Origin of the sequence: Pseudomonas sp. zjy_15 (assembly GCF_043101865.1) — a bacterium.
Lineage (GTDB): Bacteria > Pseudomonadota > Gammaproteobacteria > Pseudomonadales > Pseudomonadaceae > Aquipseudomonas > Aquipseudomonas putida_Y.
Genome location: NZ_JBICII010000107.1, coordinates 19,485 through 35,472, shown reverse-complemented (window position 1 = coordinate 35,472; position 15,988 = coordinate 19,485). Strand labels below are relative to the sequence as shown.

Annotated in this window: 12 protein-coding genes; 2 read left to right on the top strand and 10 right to left on the bottom strand. The window is 60.8% G+C overall.

What is annotated here, in order from left to right; genetic code table 11:
* Positions 1 to 40: 40 nt before the first annotated feature.
* The 4 genes from ACF8EF_RS20845 to ACF8EF_RS20830 form a co-directional block, all read right to left on the bottom strand.
* Positions 41 to 775: an amino acid ABC transporter ATP-binding protein gene (locus ACF8EF_RS20845; protein ID WP_012273899.1), complete on the bottom strand. Its 735-nt coding sequence runs from the start codon at positions 773 to 775 to the stop codon at positions 41 to 43.
* A complete protein-coding gene (locus tag ACF8EF_RS20840; protein WP_176683662.1) occupies positions 772 to 1,443 on the bottom strand; it encodes an amino acid ABC transporter permease in 672 nt (223 codons plus the stop codon). Before ACF8EF_RS20840 ends, ACF8EF_RS20845 begins: the two co-directional genes overlap by 4 nt.
* Positions 1,444 to 2,190 carry an amino acid ABC transporter permease gene (locus ACF8EF_RS20835; RefSeq protein WP_176683661.1) on the bottom strand — a complete coding sequence of 249 codons (747 nt, stop codon included), beginning with the start codon at positions 2,188 to 2,190 and terminating at the stop codon, positions 1,444 to 1,446.
* Between the two features lie 145 nt (positions 2,191 to 2,335).
* Positions 2,336 to 3,253 (bottom strand): glutamate/aspartate ABC transporter substrate-binding protein, encoded by a 918-nt coding sequence (locus ACF8EF_RS20830; RefSeq protein WP_176683660.1) that lies wholly within the window; start codon positions 3,251 to 3,253, stop codon positions 2,336 to 2,338.
* A 332-nt stretch (positions 3,254 to 3,585) separates the two neighbouring features.
* Here ACF8EF_RS20830 and ACF8EF_RS20825 point away from each other — a divergent pair, with 332 nt between their 5' ends.
* Entirely contained in the window at positions 3,586 to 7,908 is a 4,323-nt protein-coding gene (locus ACF8EF_RS20825) for an NEL-type E3 ubiquitin ligase domain-containing protein (RefSeq protein WP_392460665.1), read from the top strand.
* 27 nt (positions 7,909 to 7,935) lie between these two features.
* On the opposite strand, the gene glpD is transcribed toward ACF8EF_RS20825, so the two are convergent.
* The 4 genes from glpD to ACF8EF_RS20805 form a co-directional block, all read right to left on the bottom strand.
* Positions 7,936 to 9,474: a glycerol-3-phosphate dehydrogenase gene (glpD, locus tag ACF8EF_RS20820; protein WP_176683658.1), complete on the bottom strand. Its 1,539-nt coding sequence runs from the start codon at positions 9,472 to 9,474 to the stop codon at positions 7,936 to 7,938.
* Positions 9,475 to 9,777: 303 nt separating this feature from the next.
* Positions 9,778 to 10,533: a DNA-binding transcriptional repressor GlpR gene (gene glpR / locus ACF8EF_RS20815; RefSeq protein WP_176683657.1), complete on the bottom strand. Its 756-nt coding sequence runs from the start codon at positions 10,531 to 10,533 to the stop codon at positions 9,778 to 9,780.
* 101 nt (positions 10,534 to 10,634) lie between these two features.
* Complete coding sequence (glpK, locus tag ACF8EF_RS20810; protein ID WP_060495345.1) at positions 10,635 to 12,134, bottom strand: glycerol kinase GlpK; 1,500 nt, start codon at positions 12,132 to 12,134, stop codon at positions 10,635 to 10,637.
* A gap of 51 nt (positions 12,135 to 12,185) precedes the next feature.
* Entirely contained in the window at positions 12,186 to 13,037 is an 852-nt protein-coding gene (locus ACF8EF_RS20805) for an MIP/aquaporin family protein (RefSeq protein ID WP_176683656.1), read from the bottom strand.
* Positions 13,038 to 13,339: 302 nt separating this feature from the next.
* Here ACF8EF_RS20805 and ybaK point away from each other — a divergent pair, with 302 nt between their 5' ends.
* The gene (gene ybaK / locus ACF8EF_RS20800; RefSeq protein ID WP_176683655.1) at positions 13,340 to 13,810 is read left to right on the top strand and encodes a Cys-tRNA(Pro) deacylase; all 471 of its coding nucleotides are present in this window, start codon (positions 13,340 to 13,342) and stop codon (positions 13,808 to 13,810) included.
* Positions 13,811 to 13,847: 37 nt separating this feature from the next.
* Here the strand turns inward: ybaK and ACF8EF_RS20795 are convergent, their stop codons facing one another.
* Complete coding sequence (locus ACF8EF_RS20795; RefSeq protein ID WP_209967717.1) at positions 13,848 to 14,957, bottom strand: ABC transporter ATP-binding protein; 1,110 nt, start codon at positions 14,955 to 14,957, stop codon at positions 13,848 to 13,850.
* On the bottom strand, positions 14,954 to 15,874 hold the full coding sequence (argF, locus tag ACF8EF_RS20790) for an ornithine carbamoyltransferase (protein ID WP_176683653.1): 921 nt from the start codon (positions 15,872 to 15,874) through the stop codon (positions 14,954 to 14,956). Before argF ends, ACF8EF_RS20795 begins: the two co-directional genes overlap by 4 nt.
* Positions 15,875 to 15,988: the final 114 nt, after the last annotated feature.

Here is a 15,988-nt window from a genome sequence, read left to right as displayed (position 1 = left end):
CGCTGCCTGGTGGTCCCTGGCAGCGGAAGCTGTGGCCGGGTCAGTGCTGCAGGATCTTGCTGAGGAAGTGCTGGGTGCGCTGGTCGCGGGCGCTCTGGTCACCGAAGAACTCTTCCTTGGTGCAGTCTTCGATGATACTGCCCTTGTCCATGAAGATGACCCGGTTGGCGACTTTGCGGGCAAAGCCCATTTCGTGGGTTACGCACATCATGGTCATGCCTTCGTGGGCCAGTTGCACCATCACGTCCAGTACCTCGCTGACCATTTCCGGGTCCAGTGCCGAGGTGGGTTCGTCGAACAGCATGACGATCGGGTCCATCGCCAGGGCGCGGGCGATTGCCACGCGCTGCTGCTGGCCACCAGAGAGCTGGCCAGGGTGTTTCTTGGCATGGGCACTGAGGCCTACACGGTCAAGCAGGGCCAGGCCTTTCTTGGTGGCTTCTGCCTCGCTGCGGCCCAGGACCTTGCGCTGGGCAATGGTCAGGTTCTCGGTGATGGTCAGGTGCGGAAACAGCTCGAAGTGCTGGAACACCATGCCCACTCGCGAGCGCAGCTTGGGCAGGTTGGTCTTCGGGTCGGCAATCGAGGTGCCATCGACCACGATGTCGCCCTTCTGGAACGGCTCCAGTGCATTGACGCACTTGATCAGGGTGGACTTGCCCGAGCCCGACGGGCCACAGACCACCACTACCTCACCTTTCTTGACCTCGGTGCTGCAATCGGTCAGTACCTGGAAGTCGCCGTACCACTTGTTGACGTTCTTGATGGAAATCATACGGTGATCCTTTTTTGCAGGCGCTTGACCAGCCACGAAGCGGTGAAGCTGATGATGAAGTAGACAACGCCGGCGAAGATCAGGAACTCATGGGAGCGCCCGATGATGTCGCCGTTGGAGCGAGCCGAGTTGAGGAAGTCGACCAGGCCCACGGTGTACACCAGCGAGGTGTCCTGGAACAGGATGATGCTCTGCTGCAGCAGCAGCGGGGTCATCTTGCGGAAGGCCTGGGGCAGGATGATCAGGCGCATGGTCTGCGCGTAGTTCATGCCCAGTGCTTGTGCGGCGCCCATCTGGCCCTTGGAGATCGACTGCACGCCGGCGCGGACGATTTCGCAGAAGTACGCGGCCTCGAACATCATGAAGGCGACCACGCAGGAGGTGAAGGCACCCACCGGGGTATCTTCGCCGGTGATCCAGCGCAGCACGAACGGCACCGCCAGGTAGAACCAGGTGATCACCAGCAGCAGCGGGATCGAGCGGAAGTAGTTGACGTAGGCACCGGCCAGGTTCGACAGCAGTTTGCTCGACGACAGGCGCATCAGGGCCAGGATGGTGCCCAGCACGATACCGCCGATGACTCCCATGACCATCAGTTTGAGGGTCATGACCATACCGTCCCAGAGGGCAGGCAGGGCGGGGATGATTTCGCTGAAATCCATTTCCATTTACTTGCCCCCCACGGAGATCAGGCCAGGCACGGCAACTTTCTTCTCGACCATGCGCATGAGCAGCATCAGGCCCATGTTCAGGGTGAAGTAGATCAGCGTGGCCAGGGTGAACGCCTCGAACAGGTTGGCGGAAAACTCAGCGGTCTGTTTGGTCTGCGCCAGCAGCTCCATCAGGCCGATAAGCGACGCCACCGAGGAGTTCTTGAACACGTTGAGGAACTCGGAGGTGAGCGGCGGAATGATGATCCGGTAGGCCTGCGGCAGCAGCACATTTTTGTAGATCTGCGGGAGGCTGAAGCCCATGGCACGGGCGGCAGCTTCCTGGCCCTTGGGCAGCGCCTGGATACCGGTACGTACTTGCTCACAGACGCGTGCGGCGGTGAACAGGCCCAGGCAGATGACCACGCTGATCAGCGCCGAAGTGGTCGGGTTGAGGTCCTGCTTGAACCATTCCTGCAAGCCTTCTGGCAGCAGGTCCGGTACCAGGAAGTACCAGATGAACAGTTGCACCAGCAGTGGCACGTTGCGGAACAGTTCCACGTAGGCGGTGGCGATACCCGATACCAGGCGGTTCGGCACGGTACGCATGACGCCGAGGAGTGACCCCAGCAGCAGCGCGATGATCCAGGCGGTGATGGCGATGGCGATGGTCCAGCCCAGGCCGGTGAAGTACCAGTCCAGATAGGTTTCGCTGCCCACGCCGGTGGACTTGAAGAACACGCCCCAGTCCCAGTTGTAATTCATCGGGATTTCCCCTCAGACGGTTGTTTCACGGGCACCTTCGAGCATCCGGGGGCGCAAGGCGCCCTCGGATGAAAGGTTAGACACTAATGAGTGGCCTGCAGAATTGATTCGTGCTTGTGAGCACCAGGCCACTATTTACTGAGGATCAGGACTTCTTCTCGTCCGCAGCCTTGTCGGTTGGCTCGGCGATCAGTTTTTTCAGCTCGTCGCTCATCTCGAAGTTGAGGTTCAGACCTTTAGGCGGGATCGGCTGCATGAACCACTTGTCATAGCTCTTGTTGACTTCGCCCGACTTGAAGTAGGCAACGATGGCGTCGTCGACCGCTTTCTTGAACGCAGCGTCTTCCTTGCGCACCATGCAGCCGTAGATTTCATACGACTGTGGCGTACCGGTGATGACCCAGTCTTTTGGCTTGCGCGCCTTGGCCATTTCACCGGCGAGCAGGGCGTCATCCATCATGAAGGCCACGGCGCGGCCGCTTTCGAGCATGTTGAAGGCTTCACCGTGGTCCTTGGCGGAAATCACGTTCATCTTCATCTGCTTGTCGGCGTTCATCGCCTTGAGGATGCGCTCGGAGGTGGTACCGGCGGTGGTCACCACGTTCTTGCCGGCCAGGTCCGGGAAGTCTTTGTATGCAGGCTGACCGTCCTTGACCTTGGTCAACAGGCGGGTACCGACTTCGAAGATGCCGACCGAGAAGCCGACCTGTTGTTGGCGCTCGACGTTGTTGGTGGTGGAGCCGCACTCCAGGTCGACGGTGCCGTTCTGCACCAGCGGAATACGGGTTTGCGAGGTGACCAGGTTGTAACGGACCTTGATGTCCGTGCCCAGTTGCTTCTTCAGCGCGTCGACGACAGCCAGCTGGATGTCATGCGAATAACCGACGGGCTCGGGTTTGCCGGCCAGGTAGGAAAATGGAATGGAGGAGTCGCGGTGCCCCAGCGTGATGGTGCCCGATTCCTTGATCTTCTTCAGGGTGCCGGTGAGCTCCTCGGCCATGGCCGGCGAAGCGATGACTGCAGCCGCGATGGCTGCGCCCAGCAATTGACGAACGATACGCATCAAATTTTCCTCGACGTGTTTGTTTTTTTTATGGAGCCGTTGGCGGACTCTTCGTTCAACGAATACAGCAAGAAGCGGGTGCATTCGGCTACCAAGTGTAGAGCATGACTCGTGCCAAGCCCTGCTGTCGACCTTAAACCGCTTGTATTGCTCGCGCTTGACAGTCTCGACAGCTCTCCGGGGTTCGCCAGGCCGAATAAATAGCGTTTTCTCGTTCGGTTATCCGAACGCGCGGGCTGCCGCACATCCAGGTATCGCGTGTGGTAACTATGCAGTGCGCGGCAAGGGCGCAGACGTAGTGTGCTCTCCTCTTTGTCTGGAGAGCTTCACAGATGTCACCGCACCAGCCCCCGAGCGATTCCATCGATAGCCTGATTGCCCAAAACTTGCCTGGATGGCTAGTCGACCACGTGCAACCGGAAAGGCTCGATGCGTTACGTAACGCCCTGCGTCGCCAGGCGCACTGCAATGCGCGGCTTGGCCCGATCCTCCAGGCCATCCCTTCTTTGCAGGCCTACGCAGCAGAGTTGCTCAAAACGAAACTGCGCAAGAGCGGCCTCAGCAACCCGGACGTGACGGGCTGGAAGGTACGGGTCTCGCAGCGTCTGTTGCTGCCCAGCGCTTCGCCTGCGCTGCTGCGGCCTACCTATGTTCGCCGCTCCAGGCGGTCGTTGCTGGAGGCGGCGCTGCATAACTATCATCGCAGGGAGACACGCCCCGGGCTGATGCGCAGAGGGGAACTGGTCGATGGCAATGGTAACCGCCTGCCGATGAGCTTCCACGCGTTTGCCTCCGCGTGTCGCGAGGTCGATGCAGGTGGCAAGTACCAAGCGTTGCTCACGCACCATCTGCAGCCTGAAGACGGCCCGGAGGATGAGCCGGGCCAGGCCATTTCCCGCTTGCACGGGCTGTTCGAAGCGAGTTTCAAGGCCCATTTCGAGGTGGCGATGCGGATCGCTGCGTTGAAACAGGACATTGACGAACGCACGTATTTTCTTCTGTTGCCACATATTGCCGAAAAACCGGTGGTGCCTGCGCTGGTTGGCACTGTGGTCCCCCGGCAGTTGTACCTGCTGGGCCGCCCGGTTCAAGGCGTGCTGGCGCTGGAAGTGCGTCCCTCAGCTGATGGCGCAGTGGCGTCGGTGGTGCTCTGGATACCCGATGACCCTCATCAGCCCGTCTCCCGTCATGCCAGCTGGGATGCACTCGACAAGTACCTCGGTAAGCGCTTCCGTGCGCCGGCCTATCGGCGCTTTTTCGCGCGCTTCATTACCGAGCGTGAGCGCATCAATTTCTATCGGGTATTGAACGAACGGGTCGCGCAGGCATCGACAGCCGGGGTGGAACTCGACGCCCGTTCTGCACCGATCGCTGACGCGCCATTCGTACACCTGCGCCGGCAATACCTCGCCAAGATCAAGGATGACGCCAAGGTGCTCGCGGTGCCCACCGATGTCGAAGATGACGAAGACCGCGAAGCGCGCATGCAGGGCTACAAAGAGCTGGGTATGAATTTGCTGAGCGTGGCGGGGGCCTTCGTGCCGGTACTTGGCGAGGTGCTGCTGGTGGCAAACGCGGTTCAGATCGCTGACGAGGTTTATGAAGGATATGCAGATTGGCGCATAGGTGATCGCGAAGGGGCGTTGAACCACCTGTTCAACGTTGCCGAAAACGTGGTGGTCGGCGGGATGATCGCAGCCGGCAGCCAAGTGGCCGTGCGTGCCCTTGAGCGTCTGGCCTTTGTGGATGACTTGGCACCGGTGTGCACCTCCGCAGGCAAGGTCAAGCTCATGGCCATGGATCTACCGGGTTACGATGCCCAACCTTTGCGTGGTGTCGGCGCACAGGAATGGTTATGGCACCTCGATAGCGGCCGCTATCGGGTGATGGAGGACCCGCAGGATGGTCGCTCCAGGATCCTGCACCCTGGTCGTCCCAGTGCCTATCGGCCTGTGATCGAGCAGAATGGCGCCGGCGGCTGGCGCCATGAACTCGAAGCTCCCCAATACTGGGAAGGGCGGGCCAATCTGGTACGCCGCCTGAGTACGCCCCTGGCAGAGCTACCGGAAGCGACATGCGACTATCTGCTCCAGGTGACAGGGCTGAGTGAGGCGCAGATTCGCCGTTTGCACGTCGAACACATGGGTGCACCTGCACGGTTGCTCGATGCCCTGGAGCTTTATCAGGCACATGCATTACACCCGGATTTCAGCGCGCCGCAACTGGCGCAGTACGTTGCTGCCCGGCAAGTGCAGCCCAATGGCATCGAGCGGATATTGCAGCGCACTTTCCCGGGCCTGTCGGCTCGCTGTACGCGTGAGCTGCTTCAGCAATGCAGTGGTGCGCAGCTTGATACGCTCAGCGCTGCACAGCGGGTCCCTCTGGCAGTGGCCGAGCGCGCACGATGGTCGCTGCGCGAAAGCCGTCTGGACAGGGCATGCGCGGGTCTGCGCCTGCCGCGTTGCGTCAATCCCGACACCGAACGCCTGGCGTTGGGCTTGCTCAAGCGCCAGCTGAAATGGCCGGACGCCCTGCGCATCGAACTGCGCGAAGGTAGCCCGAGTGGGCGGTATCTGGCCGGTATCGGCGCTGAGTCTGCGCAGGATGTACGGTGTATCGTGCGCCGCGGCGACGGCTACCGCTATGCCGGTCAAGGCGCATCCGGCCCCTACCTGGCGGCACTGCTGTCTGCGCTGGACGAGACGCACACAGCCGATCTCGGCGATGCTGCTGTCAGTCCAGGCGCCTTGGGCTCGTTGCTGATCGAGGCCGCTGCCGGTGATCGTACCCAAGCGGCTGAGCTCTGTGGCATGCCCCGTATGGGCGTTGGCCTGCGACCCCCGACCCGGTTGGGGGATGGGCGTATCGGGTATGCCTTGAGTGGGCGAGGGGAGAGCAGTCGGCGTGCCATAGGGCGTGGTATTCACCAAGTGTTTCCGACAATGACAGACGGGGAGCTACAAGCCTATCTGCTTGACCTCATGGAGCGGCGAGTAGGGTTGTGGGAGCACTACAGCCAGCTCACGGGGCAGTTGGCACGCCTGCGTCAGAGCCTGCGCCAGTGGCGCAGGGATGCCAGTAACCCACTGGACGCGCTGCGCCGCCGTCGGGTCGCTACTGCCGTTCGGCGAAGCTGGCGGCGCAAGATAACCGACGAGGCTGGGGACTACGCGCTGATCATCAGCGGAGAGCGTATCGGAAGTCTGCCCGAATTACCGGAGGGGGTGAGCTTTGATCATGTGCGACGGCTGATCCTCAGTGACCTGCGCCTTGGTGAAATCAATGGGGACTTTCTTCGACGTTTTCCCAACCTGATTGAGCTCGACCTGTCCGGCAATCGCCTGACTGCGATCCCTCACGGCATTGAACATATGCCCCGCCTGCGGCAGCTAAACCTGCGCCGCAACAGCGTGATCATGGATGAGGCCGGTGAGTTGCGTCTTGCCGGAATGAGCGCGCTGCGGTACCTCGACCTCAGCCACAACCCGCTGGGAAGGGCGCCGGTACTGACGCGCCTGGGCAATTTGCGTGAAGTCAACCTGCGCTCTGCCGGCCTTGAGGCGTTGCCTGAGCGGATTTCATTTCGTGCCCACATAGACTTGCGTAACAACAACATCCGCACACTGCGCCGAGAGGTGCAGCAGCTGCGCCTGCAGGTGCACCAGTTGTCCTTGCACGATAATCCAATAGGCGAAGCTGACGCATTGCTGCTCGATGAGGCTCGAGGTGTAACCCCGGGGCAGTGGGGGTCTGCGTCCGCACGCCATCGCGCCATTGACAGTGATCTTTTCAACACCTGGGCCAACAGTACAGCCGACGCCGAGCGTGATCGCCAGCAGGCCATATGGACAGCGCTGCTTGAGGAACCGCAGTCAGATGGAATGTTTCGCTTTCTGGCAGACTTCGTCCACGGCGAGGACTTTGAACAACATCCAGGGCATTACCGCAGCCGTATCTGGCGGATTCTGGAAACGTGTGAGCAGCACGAGCAGTTGCGTCATCAGTTGTTTCTCGAGGCATCTGGCCGGCGCAGTTGTGAAGACCGCCTGCTGCTGTTGCTGGAGCAGATGGAACTTGGGGTTCTGGTGCTGCGCGCCGTCGAAGATGCTCATGGCAGTCGGATGGAAGCTCGTTTGTTAAGCCTGGCGCGTGGTTTGTTTCGCCTGGACGAGGTCGACCGTCACGCGACGTTGCACGTGCAACGCATGCATGCCGAGCACGCTCCACATATCGATGAAATCGAGACACGGCTTTTTTACCGACAGCGGCTTGCGCGTCCCTTGGGCTTGCCGATCGAGCTCGACGAAATGCATTACCCGGGTTTTGCAAACGTAACCACCAGCGACGTGCTGCGAGTCCAGGACGCGGTTTTGCAAAATGAGTCGACGGATGCCCTGATAGCCTCGTTGGCACAGCGGCCTTTCTGGGAGCAATACGCGCGAGAGTTTCATGCGCAGCGATTTGAAGAACTGGCACAGCCACTGCACCAGCGCATGGAGGCCCTACAGGCTCAGGTAGATGAGCAAGTGATTAGCGAAAACGAGTTTCTGCAACGCTGTGAAGCACTGAAGACTGATTACGATCGCAGCGAGCGGGCGCTGCTGGCGCGTTTGGCCCGTGAAGCCTATGAGCGCTGGGCGAATACGCCCCCTTGATGAGTCAAGAGGGCTTCACCGTCGATATCAGGCTGCGCGACTATTCGCGCGCACCTTGCGGGCTTGCTGCAGATACGCCTCCAGAGCCCTCTGCTCCTGCGCGGTCAGCGACAGGCCCAGCTTGGTGCGACGCCAGATAATGTCAGCGGTTTGCTCTGCCCATTCCTCCTCCAGCAGGTAGTCCACCTCGCGGGTGAACAGCCCGGCCCCGATAGCCTGCCCGAGGTCCTCGGGGCCGTGAACGCCATCGAGCAGCCGCCACACGCGGCTGCCGTAGGTGAGCACCCAGCGTTTGGCCAGGTCAACAGGCAACCAGCCGCAACGTGCCAGCACGGCATCGATCAGCGCCTGTACCGTTGTCATGCCCTCTGCGCCCGGCAGTGGCGCACTGGCAGTCCAGGCGCCGCGCATCTGGGTGAAGAAGGGCTTGAGTTCAACCATGGCCGATTCGGCCAGCTTGCGGTAGGTGGTGAGCTTGCCGCCGAACACTGACAGCAGCGGTGCCTGGCCTTCCTCTGCCGAAAGCGCGAGTGTGTAGTCCCGGGTCACCGCCGAAGGGTTGTCCGACTCATCGTTGCACAATGGCCGAACGCCGGAGTAGGTATGCAGGATGTCGGCTGGGCTCAGTTGATGGTTGAAGTGCTCGTTGACCACCTTCAACAGGTAATGTGTTTCCTGCTCGGTAATGGCGACCATGGCCGGGTCGCCGCTGTATTCCCGGTCAGTGGTGCCGATCAGGGTAAAGCGGTCCAGGTACGGGATGCAGAAAACGATGCGCTGGTCTTCGTTCTGCAGAATGTAGGCATGTTCGCCTTCATACAGGCGCGGCACGATTATGTGGCTACCCTGGATCAGGCGGATGCCGTAAGGCGCATCGAGCTTGAGGTCGTCCTTGATGAAGCTGGCCACCCAGGGGCCAGCGGCGTTGACCAGTGCGCGGGCATGGATTGTCTGGAGGCTGCCATCGGCGTGCTGCAGTTCTACCTGCCACAAGCCTTCTACACGTTCGGCGCGCAAGCAGCGTGTGCGGGTGTGGATATGTGCGCCTAGCTCACGGGCAGCCATGGCGTTGAGCACCACCAGGCGGGCGTCATCGACAGCGCAGTCGGCGTATTCGAAGCCCCGGGTGATTGCCGGTTTCAGGGGGTAGCCCGGGCCGAAGCGCAAGCTACGCGAGGCGCCCAGGCGCTTGCGCTTGCCCAGGTGGTCGTAGAGGAACAAGCCGGCGCGGATCATCCAGGCAGGGCGCAGGTGCGGGCGGTGCGGAAGCACGAAGCGCATAGGTTTGACGATGTGCGGCGCCTTGGCCAGCAGCACTTCACGTTCAGCCAGGGCCTCGCGGACGAGGCGAAATTCGTAGTGCTCCAGGTAGCGCAGGCCACCGTGAATCAGTTTGCTGCTGGCTGATGACGTGTGTTGGGCCAGGTCGTCCTTTTCGCAAAGGAAGACCTTCAAGCCGCGCCCAGCGGCGTCGGCAGCAATGCCCACGCCATTGATGCCGCCGCCGATCACGGCAAGGTCATAGCAGTCGGCTGTTGGGGGCTGGGACGAAACTGGCTGGGACACGGGCAAGGCCTCCTGGTGCTGTTCATATCGAATATGAACATTAATGTTCGTTTGCGAAAATACTAGCGCAATAGAAAGCCAGTCGCTAGCCAGTCTCTATAGAAAAAACTGATCAAATGACAATAAAGTGAACATTTATGAAAATTCAGGAGGGTACGGCTTGGGTTTTGGTTAGGACGCGCCTCTACCTCAGGAATAACTGGCCCGAAACAGGTGCAGGCGTTAGCTTCGCTGGCGATGCGCCGCGCGGGCGGCGCATGGTTTCACAGCCGCCACGAACCTGGCGGCATGCGCCCACAAGCCTTAAACCACCTCAAGCCTGATCTTGTTCTGGTTCAACAATTGGGTAAGGGGTGGGGTAGGAGCCTGGTCGGTCACCAGGCAGTCGACCAGGTCGATTGAGCCCAGACGTACCATGGCATTGCGCCCGAACTTGCTGGAGTCAGCCGCGAGAATCACTTGTCGGGCATTGGCAATGATGGCTTGCGACACGCGCACTTCCTGATAGTCGAAATCGAGCAGGCTGCCATCCTCGTCGATACCGCTGATGCCCACCAGAGCGAAGTCGACTTTGAACTGGTTGATGAAATCGACACTGGCCTGGCCGACTACACCACCATCTCGGCGCACCGTGCCACCCGCCACCAGCACTTCGAAATCGTCCTTGGCGGCCAGGATCGCAGCCACATGCAAGTTGTTGGTGATGACTTTCAGGTGGCTGTGGTTGAGCAGCGCCCGTGCAATCGACTCGGTGGTGGTGCCGATGTTGATGAACAGCGAGGCATGGTCGGGAATCTGCCGGGCCACGGCGTCGGCAATGCGCTGTTTTTCGTCGCGCATCTGGTCGGCACGCATGGCGTAGGCGGTATTTTCGATGCTCGAATCGTAAGCCGCACCGCCGTGGTAACGGCGCAGCAGGTTGAGCTCGGCAAGCTGGTTGATGTCGCGCCGGATGGTCTGGGGAGTGACAACGAATAGCTGCGCCATTTCCTCGATACTGACATAGCCGCGTTCGCGCACCAGTTCGAGGATTTGTTGTTGGCGGGGGGGCAGATTCATGGGCGGTCCTTTGGGGCTGCCGGACAAATTCTGCAATGATGCCGTAGGAAAGGGATGACGGCCAGTGGACGTTTGGGGCCGCATGGCGGCCCCAACAGGTATTATGCCTCGTGATCTTCCCAGTCACGGGTACGCTCGACTGCCTTCTTCCAGCCGGCATACAGCTTTTCTTTCTGCGTTTCATCCAGCTGCGGGCTGAACTCGCGCTCGATGATCGCCTTGTCGCGCAGCTCGTCCAGGCCGCTCCAGAAGCCACAGGCCAGGCCTGCCAGATAGGCGGCGCCCAGTGCCGTGGTTTCGCGCATCTGTGGCCGCTCCACGCAGGTGCCGAGGATGTCGGCCTGGAACTGCATGAGGAAATTGTTGGCCACTGCACCGCCGTCCACGCGCAGCTCGGACAAGCGCTGGCCGCAGTCCTGCTGCATGGCGTCGAGGACATCGCGGGTCTGATAGGCGATGGACTCCAGTGCGGCGCGGATGATGTGGTCCACCTTCACGCCACGTGTCAGGCCGAACAGCGCACCACGGGCATACGGGTCCCAGTACGGGGCACCCAGGCCGGTAAAGGCTGGCACCAGATACACGCCGTTGCTGTCCTTGACCTTGCTGGCGAAGTACTCGGTATCCAGGGCATCGTTGACGATCTTCAGTTCGTCACGCAGCCATTGCACGGTAGAGCCACCATTGAATACCGCGCCTTCCAGTGCATAGGCCACCTCACCACGCGGGCCGCAGGCAATGGTAGTGAGCAGGCCGTGGGATGACTTCACCGCCTGGTCGCCCGTGTTCATCAACAGGAAGCAGCCGGTGCCGTAGGTATTCTTGGCCTGGCCCGGCTCCACGCACATCTGGCCGAACAGTGCCGATTGCTGGTCGCCGGCGATACCGGCAATGGCAATGCCGCTCTTGGTGTGGCCGTACACTTCCGAAGAGGGGCGCACCTCAGGCAGCATTTGCCGCGGGATGCCCAGGATTTCCAGCAGCTTGTCGTCCCACTGCAGGCTGTGGATGTTGAACATCAGCGTGCGCGAGGCGTTGGTGTAGTCGGTGACATGCACCTTGCCGCCGGTAAATTTCCAGATCAGCCAGGTGTCGATGGTGCCGAACAGCAGTTCGCCACGCTCGGCGCGTTCACGGGCGCCGTCGACATTGTCGAGGATCCACTTCAGCTTGGTGCCGGAGAAATACGGGTCGGTGACCAGGCCGGTGGTTTCACGAATGTAGTCTTCATGGCCGTCACGCTTGAGCTGGGCACAGATCTCGGTGCTGCGGCGGCACTGCCAGACAATGGCGTTGTACACCGGGCGCCCTGTTTCCTTGTCCCACACCACAGTGGTTTCGCGCTGGTTGGTAATACCCAGCGCGGCGACCTGGGCGTGGCTGATACCTGCCTGGGCCAGAGCCTCGACCATGGTCGCGCTTTGTGTGGCGAAAATCTCCATCGGGTCATGCTCGACCCAGCCCGCCTGCGGGTAATGCTGTGCGAACTCGCGCTGGGAGGTACCCACAACATTGGCGTCACGGTCGAAAATGATCGCCCGCGAACTGGTGGTGCCCTGGTCCAGGGCGATGATGTAGTTCTTATCCTGGGTGTCTGTCATGGTCGTAGGCCTTGCAAGAATAGAGGGTCAGGGCTGTGCGTGGTGGCAGCATCAATTGGCTTGAGTATCGCCCTGGCGAATGTCATTTGTCTCAGGGATCGCGGCGGGCGCTAATGGCAGGTTGCGTGCAATAAGGCCGCGATAGCCAGCTGCACCCAGACAGGCGCCCAGGATCGGTGCAAATACCGGAACCAGGAAATAAGGAATATCCCGCCCGCCAGTGAAGGCGATTTCGCCCCAACCGGCCAGGAATGTCATGAGTTTTGGCCCGAAATCGCGGGCCGGGTTCATCGCAAACCCCGTCAATGGGCCCATGGCGCTGCCAATCACCGCAATCAGCAGGCCGATCAGCAGCGGGGCCATGGCGCCGCGCGGCAGGCCGTTGTTGTCGTCGGTCAAGGCCATGATCACGGCCATCAGGATGGCAGTTATCACCACTTCGACCAGAAATGCCTGGCTGGTGGACAGCGACGGGTGCGGGTAGGTGGAGAACACCGAGGCCAGCTCCAGGCTGCCTTCGCTACCGCGCAGCATGGCGTGGGCTTGTTCGAAATCGAAGAACAGGTTGCTGTACAGCGTGTAGACCAGTGCGGCGCCACAGAATGCGCCGCATACCTGGGCCAGCATGTAGAAGGGCAGCTTGCGCTTGTCGAACCCTGCGAACAGTGTGAGGGCGATACTCACGGCTGGGTTCAGGTGCGCACCGGAAATACCGGCGGTGAGGTAGATGGCCATGCTGACGCCCACGCCCCATATGATGCTGATTTCCCAAAGCCCGAAGCTGGCGCCCGCGACCTTGAGGGCGGCGACGCAGCCGGTACCGAAGAAGATGAGCAGGGCGGTGCCGAGAAATTCGGCCAGGCATTGGCTGGACAGTGTGGGTTGGCGCAGAGCAGTCGTCATGTATGACCTCGTTTTTTTTGTTGTGAGGCGCGTGGCGCTCGACAGCAAAACCCGGTGTCTATCCCCGTTGACCCCGGGTGATGTAGGAAATGCACCTTAAATGTGCATCGCTTATTCAGAAACGAAAAAATATAGACAAGAAACGCTGATGTCAAAGGTCGAAAGTGAACGATCAGTCACGATATGGCCGCTAGAATCAGCTGCGGATCCTCGTACTAGAGGTGCGCTATTGCTGTCCGCTGGCTGGGATGTAGGAATTGTCCTAAAGTAGCCGCCGAGTCATCCCTGACTGGAGCCCTTGCATGACCCCCGCCCTAGACCTGTTGAAGAAGCACCGTGCCGAGCATCGCGTGCACAGCTATGAACATGACCCGAAATCGGCGTCGTATGGCCTGGAGGCGGCGGAAAAGCTCGGGCTCGACCCGCAGCAGGTGTTCAAGACGTTGCTGGCAAGCAGCGAGAAAGGGGAATTGCTGGTAGCGGTTGTGCCTGTGGTGGGTACCTTGGACCTGAAGGCGCTGGCCCATGCTGCCGGGGTGAAGAAGTGCGAGATGGCCGACCCGGCGGCGGCGCAGCGGGCGACCGGTTACCTGGTGGGTGGCATCAGCCCGCTGGGGCAGAAGAAGCGCCTGCGAACCTTTATCGATGACTCGGCGCAGAGTTTTGCAACTATCCATGTCAGCGCCGGTAGGCGTGGCCTGGAAGTGGAGTTGGCAGCGGCGGTGCTGGCGGAGCATACGCAGGGCACGTTTGCCGGGATCGGTCGAGGCTGAGAGCATGGGGCCGCCAAGCGGCCCCATGGCGCTGAAGTCAAGTCGCCGAACTGTAACGACGCACGCCATTCTCCTGGCGTGGCAACTGTGCCGCAACGCTACCCGGTACAGGGAATAGCACGAGGTGATCGGCCTTCACTGCAATCTCCACGTTCTCACCGACCTCGTGGTCGTTGTGGCTAGGGAAGATCGCTTCCAGCTGGCTACCGGTGGGCAACTGCAAGCGATAGAGCGTCGATGCGCCGAGGAAGCTCTTGCCAATGATGTTCGCCAGTAGCGCGCTGCCTGGCGCATGCACGATATCATCCGGGCGCAGCAGTACATCCACCGAGCTGCCCGGCGCCATGATGTAGGCGCGGTTACCACGCAGTTCACCCACTTCGGTATTGACCGCCTCGTGGCTGCTCATTTGCCCACGGATGAAGTATCCCTGGCCGATGAAACTCGCCACGAATGGCGTCTGCGGTTCGTGGTAAAGGTTGTAGGGCGTGTCCCACTGTTCCAGACGACCTTCCTTGAAGACGCCAACCTGGTCGCTGACGGCAAAGGCCTCTTCCTGGTCATGGGTGACCAGAATGGCGCTGGTACCGCGGCTTTTGAGAATGTCGCGAACCTCATGGCTCAGGCGCCGGCGCAGTTCCACGTCGAGGTTGGAGAACGGCTCGTCAAGCAGCAGCAGTTGCGGCTCGGGTGCCAGCGCCCGGGCCAGGGCGACACGTTGCTGCTGGCCGCCAGACAGCTCATGGGGGTAACGCCCACCCAGCCCGCCGAGTTTGACCAGTTCCAGCATCTCTTCGATGACGGCGGCCTGGCGTGGGTGTTTGGCGATACCAAAGGCAATGTTCTGCGCAACGGTCAGGTGCGGGAACAGCGCGTAGTCCTGAAATACCATGCCGATGCGGCGCTTTTCCGGAGCCAGGGTGAAGCCAGCCCGGGAAATGACCTCGCCGGCCAAGTGGATTTCACCTTCGTGCACCGGTTCGAAACCGGCGATGGCGCGCAGGGTGGTGGTCTTGCCACAACCGGATGAACCCAGCAGGCAACCGATGTCGCCTGCGTTCAGGTGCAGGTTGAGGTTCTGGACGATGCGCTGGTCGCCATAGCCGCAGGCGAGGTTGCGCAGGTTGAGCAGTAGGGGTTGACTCATGCGTGGTGGTAAGCCGGTTCTACAAGGAATTCGAGAAGCGCCTTCTGTGCATGCAGGCGGTTTTCAGCCTCGTCCCAGGCGACCGAACGTGGGTCGTCGAGCAGGTCCTGGCTGATTTCCTCGCCACGGTGGGCGGGCAGGCAGTGCATGAAGAGGACATCGGGTGCCGCCAGGTCGAGCAGTTCGCGGGTGACCTGGTAAGGCGCGAAATGCGCCAGGCGCCGTGCAGTTTCCTCCTCCTGACCCATGGAAGTCCAGACATCGGTGACCACCAGGTGTGCATCACGCACGGCTTCCCTGGCATCACGGATGATCTGCACGCGGTCACCGCCCAGTGCCATGAAACGTTGATCCGGCTCATAGCCTTCGGGGCAAGCGATGCGCAACTTGAAATCGAACTGCCTGGCGGCTTCGATGTAGGAGTTGCACATGTTGAAGCCATCGCCGATCCAGGTCACGGTCTTGCCTTGAATCGAGCCGCGGTGTTCAACAAAGGTCTGCATGTCGGCCAGCAGTTGGCACGGGTGCGATTCGTCGGACAGGCCGTTGATCACTGGCACGCGCGACTTGGCGGCGAACTCGGTCAGGGTGCTGTGGGCGTGGGTACGGATCATCACCACATCAACCATGCTCGACAGCACGATGGCGCTGTCACCAATCGGCTCGCCGCGGCCCAGCTGTGTGTCGCGAGGCGACAGGAAGATGGCCTGGCCGCCGAGCTGGATCATGCCGGCCTCGAAGGACACACGGGTACGGGTCGAGGACTTCTCGAAGATCATGCCCAGTACACGGTTCTTCAGCGGTTCGAACAGCACGCCTCGCTTACGCAGGTCCTTCAGCTCGATGCCGCGGCGGATCACCCCGAGCAATTCGTCGGAGGTGAAGTCCAGCAGGGAGAGAAAGTGCCTAGCGTTCATGATTGACTACCTTATCTGCAACGGTATGCAGGTCGACCGTATGGTTTTTTTGACAACGGGAGTGACCTGCGGCGTAAGCCGCACGGGGCGGACGAAATAGGGAAAGGCGCAATA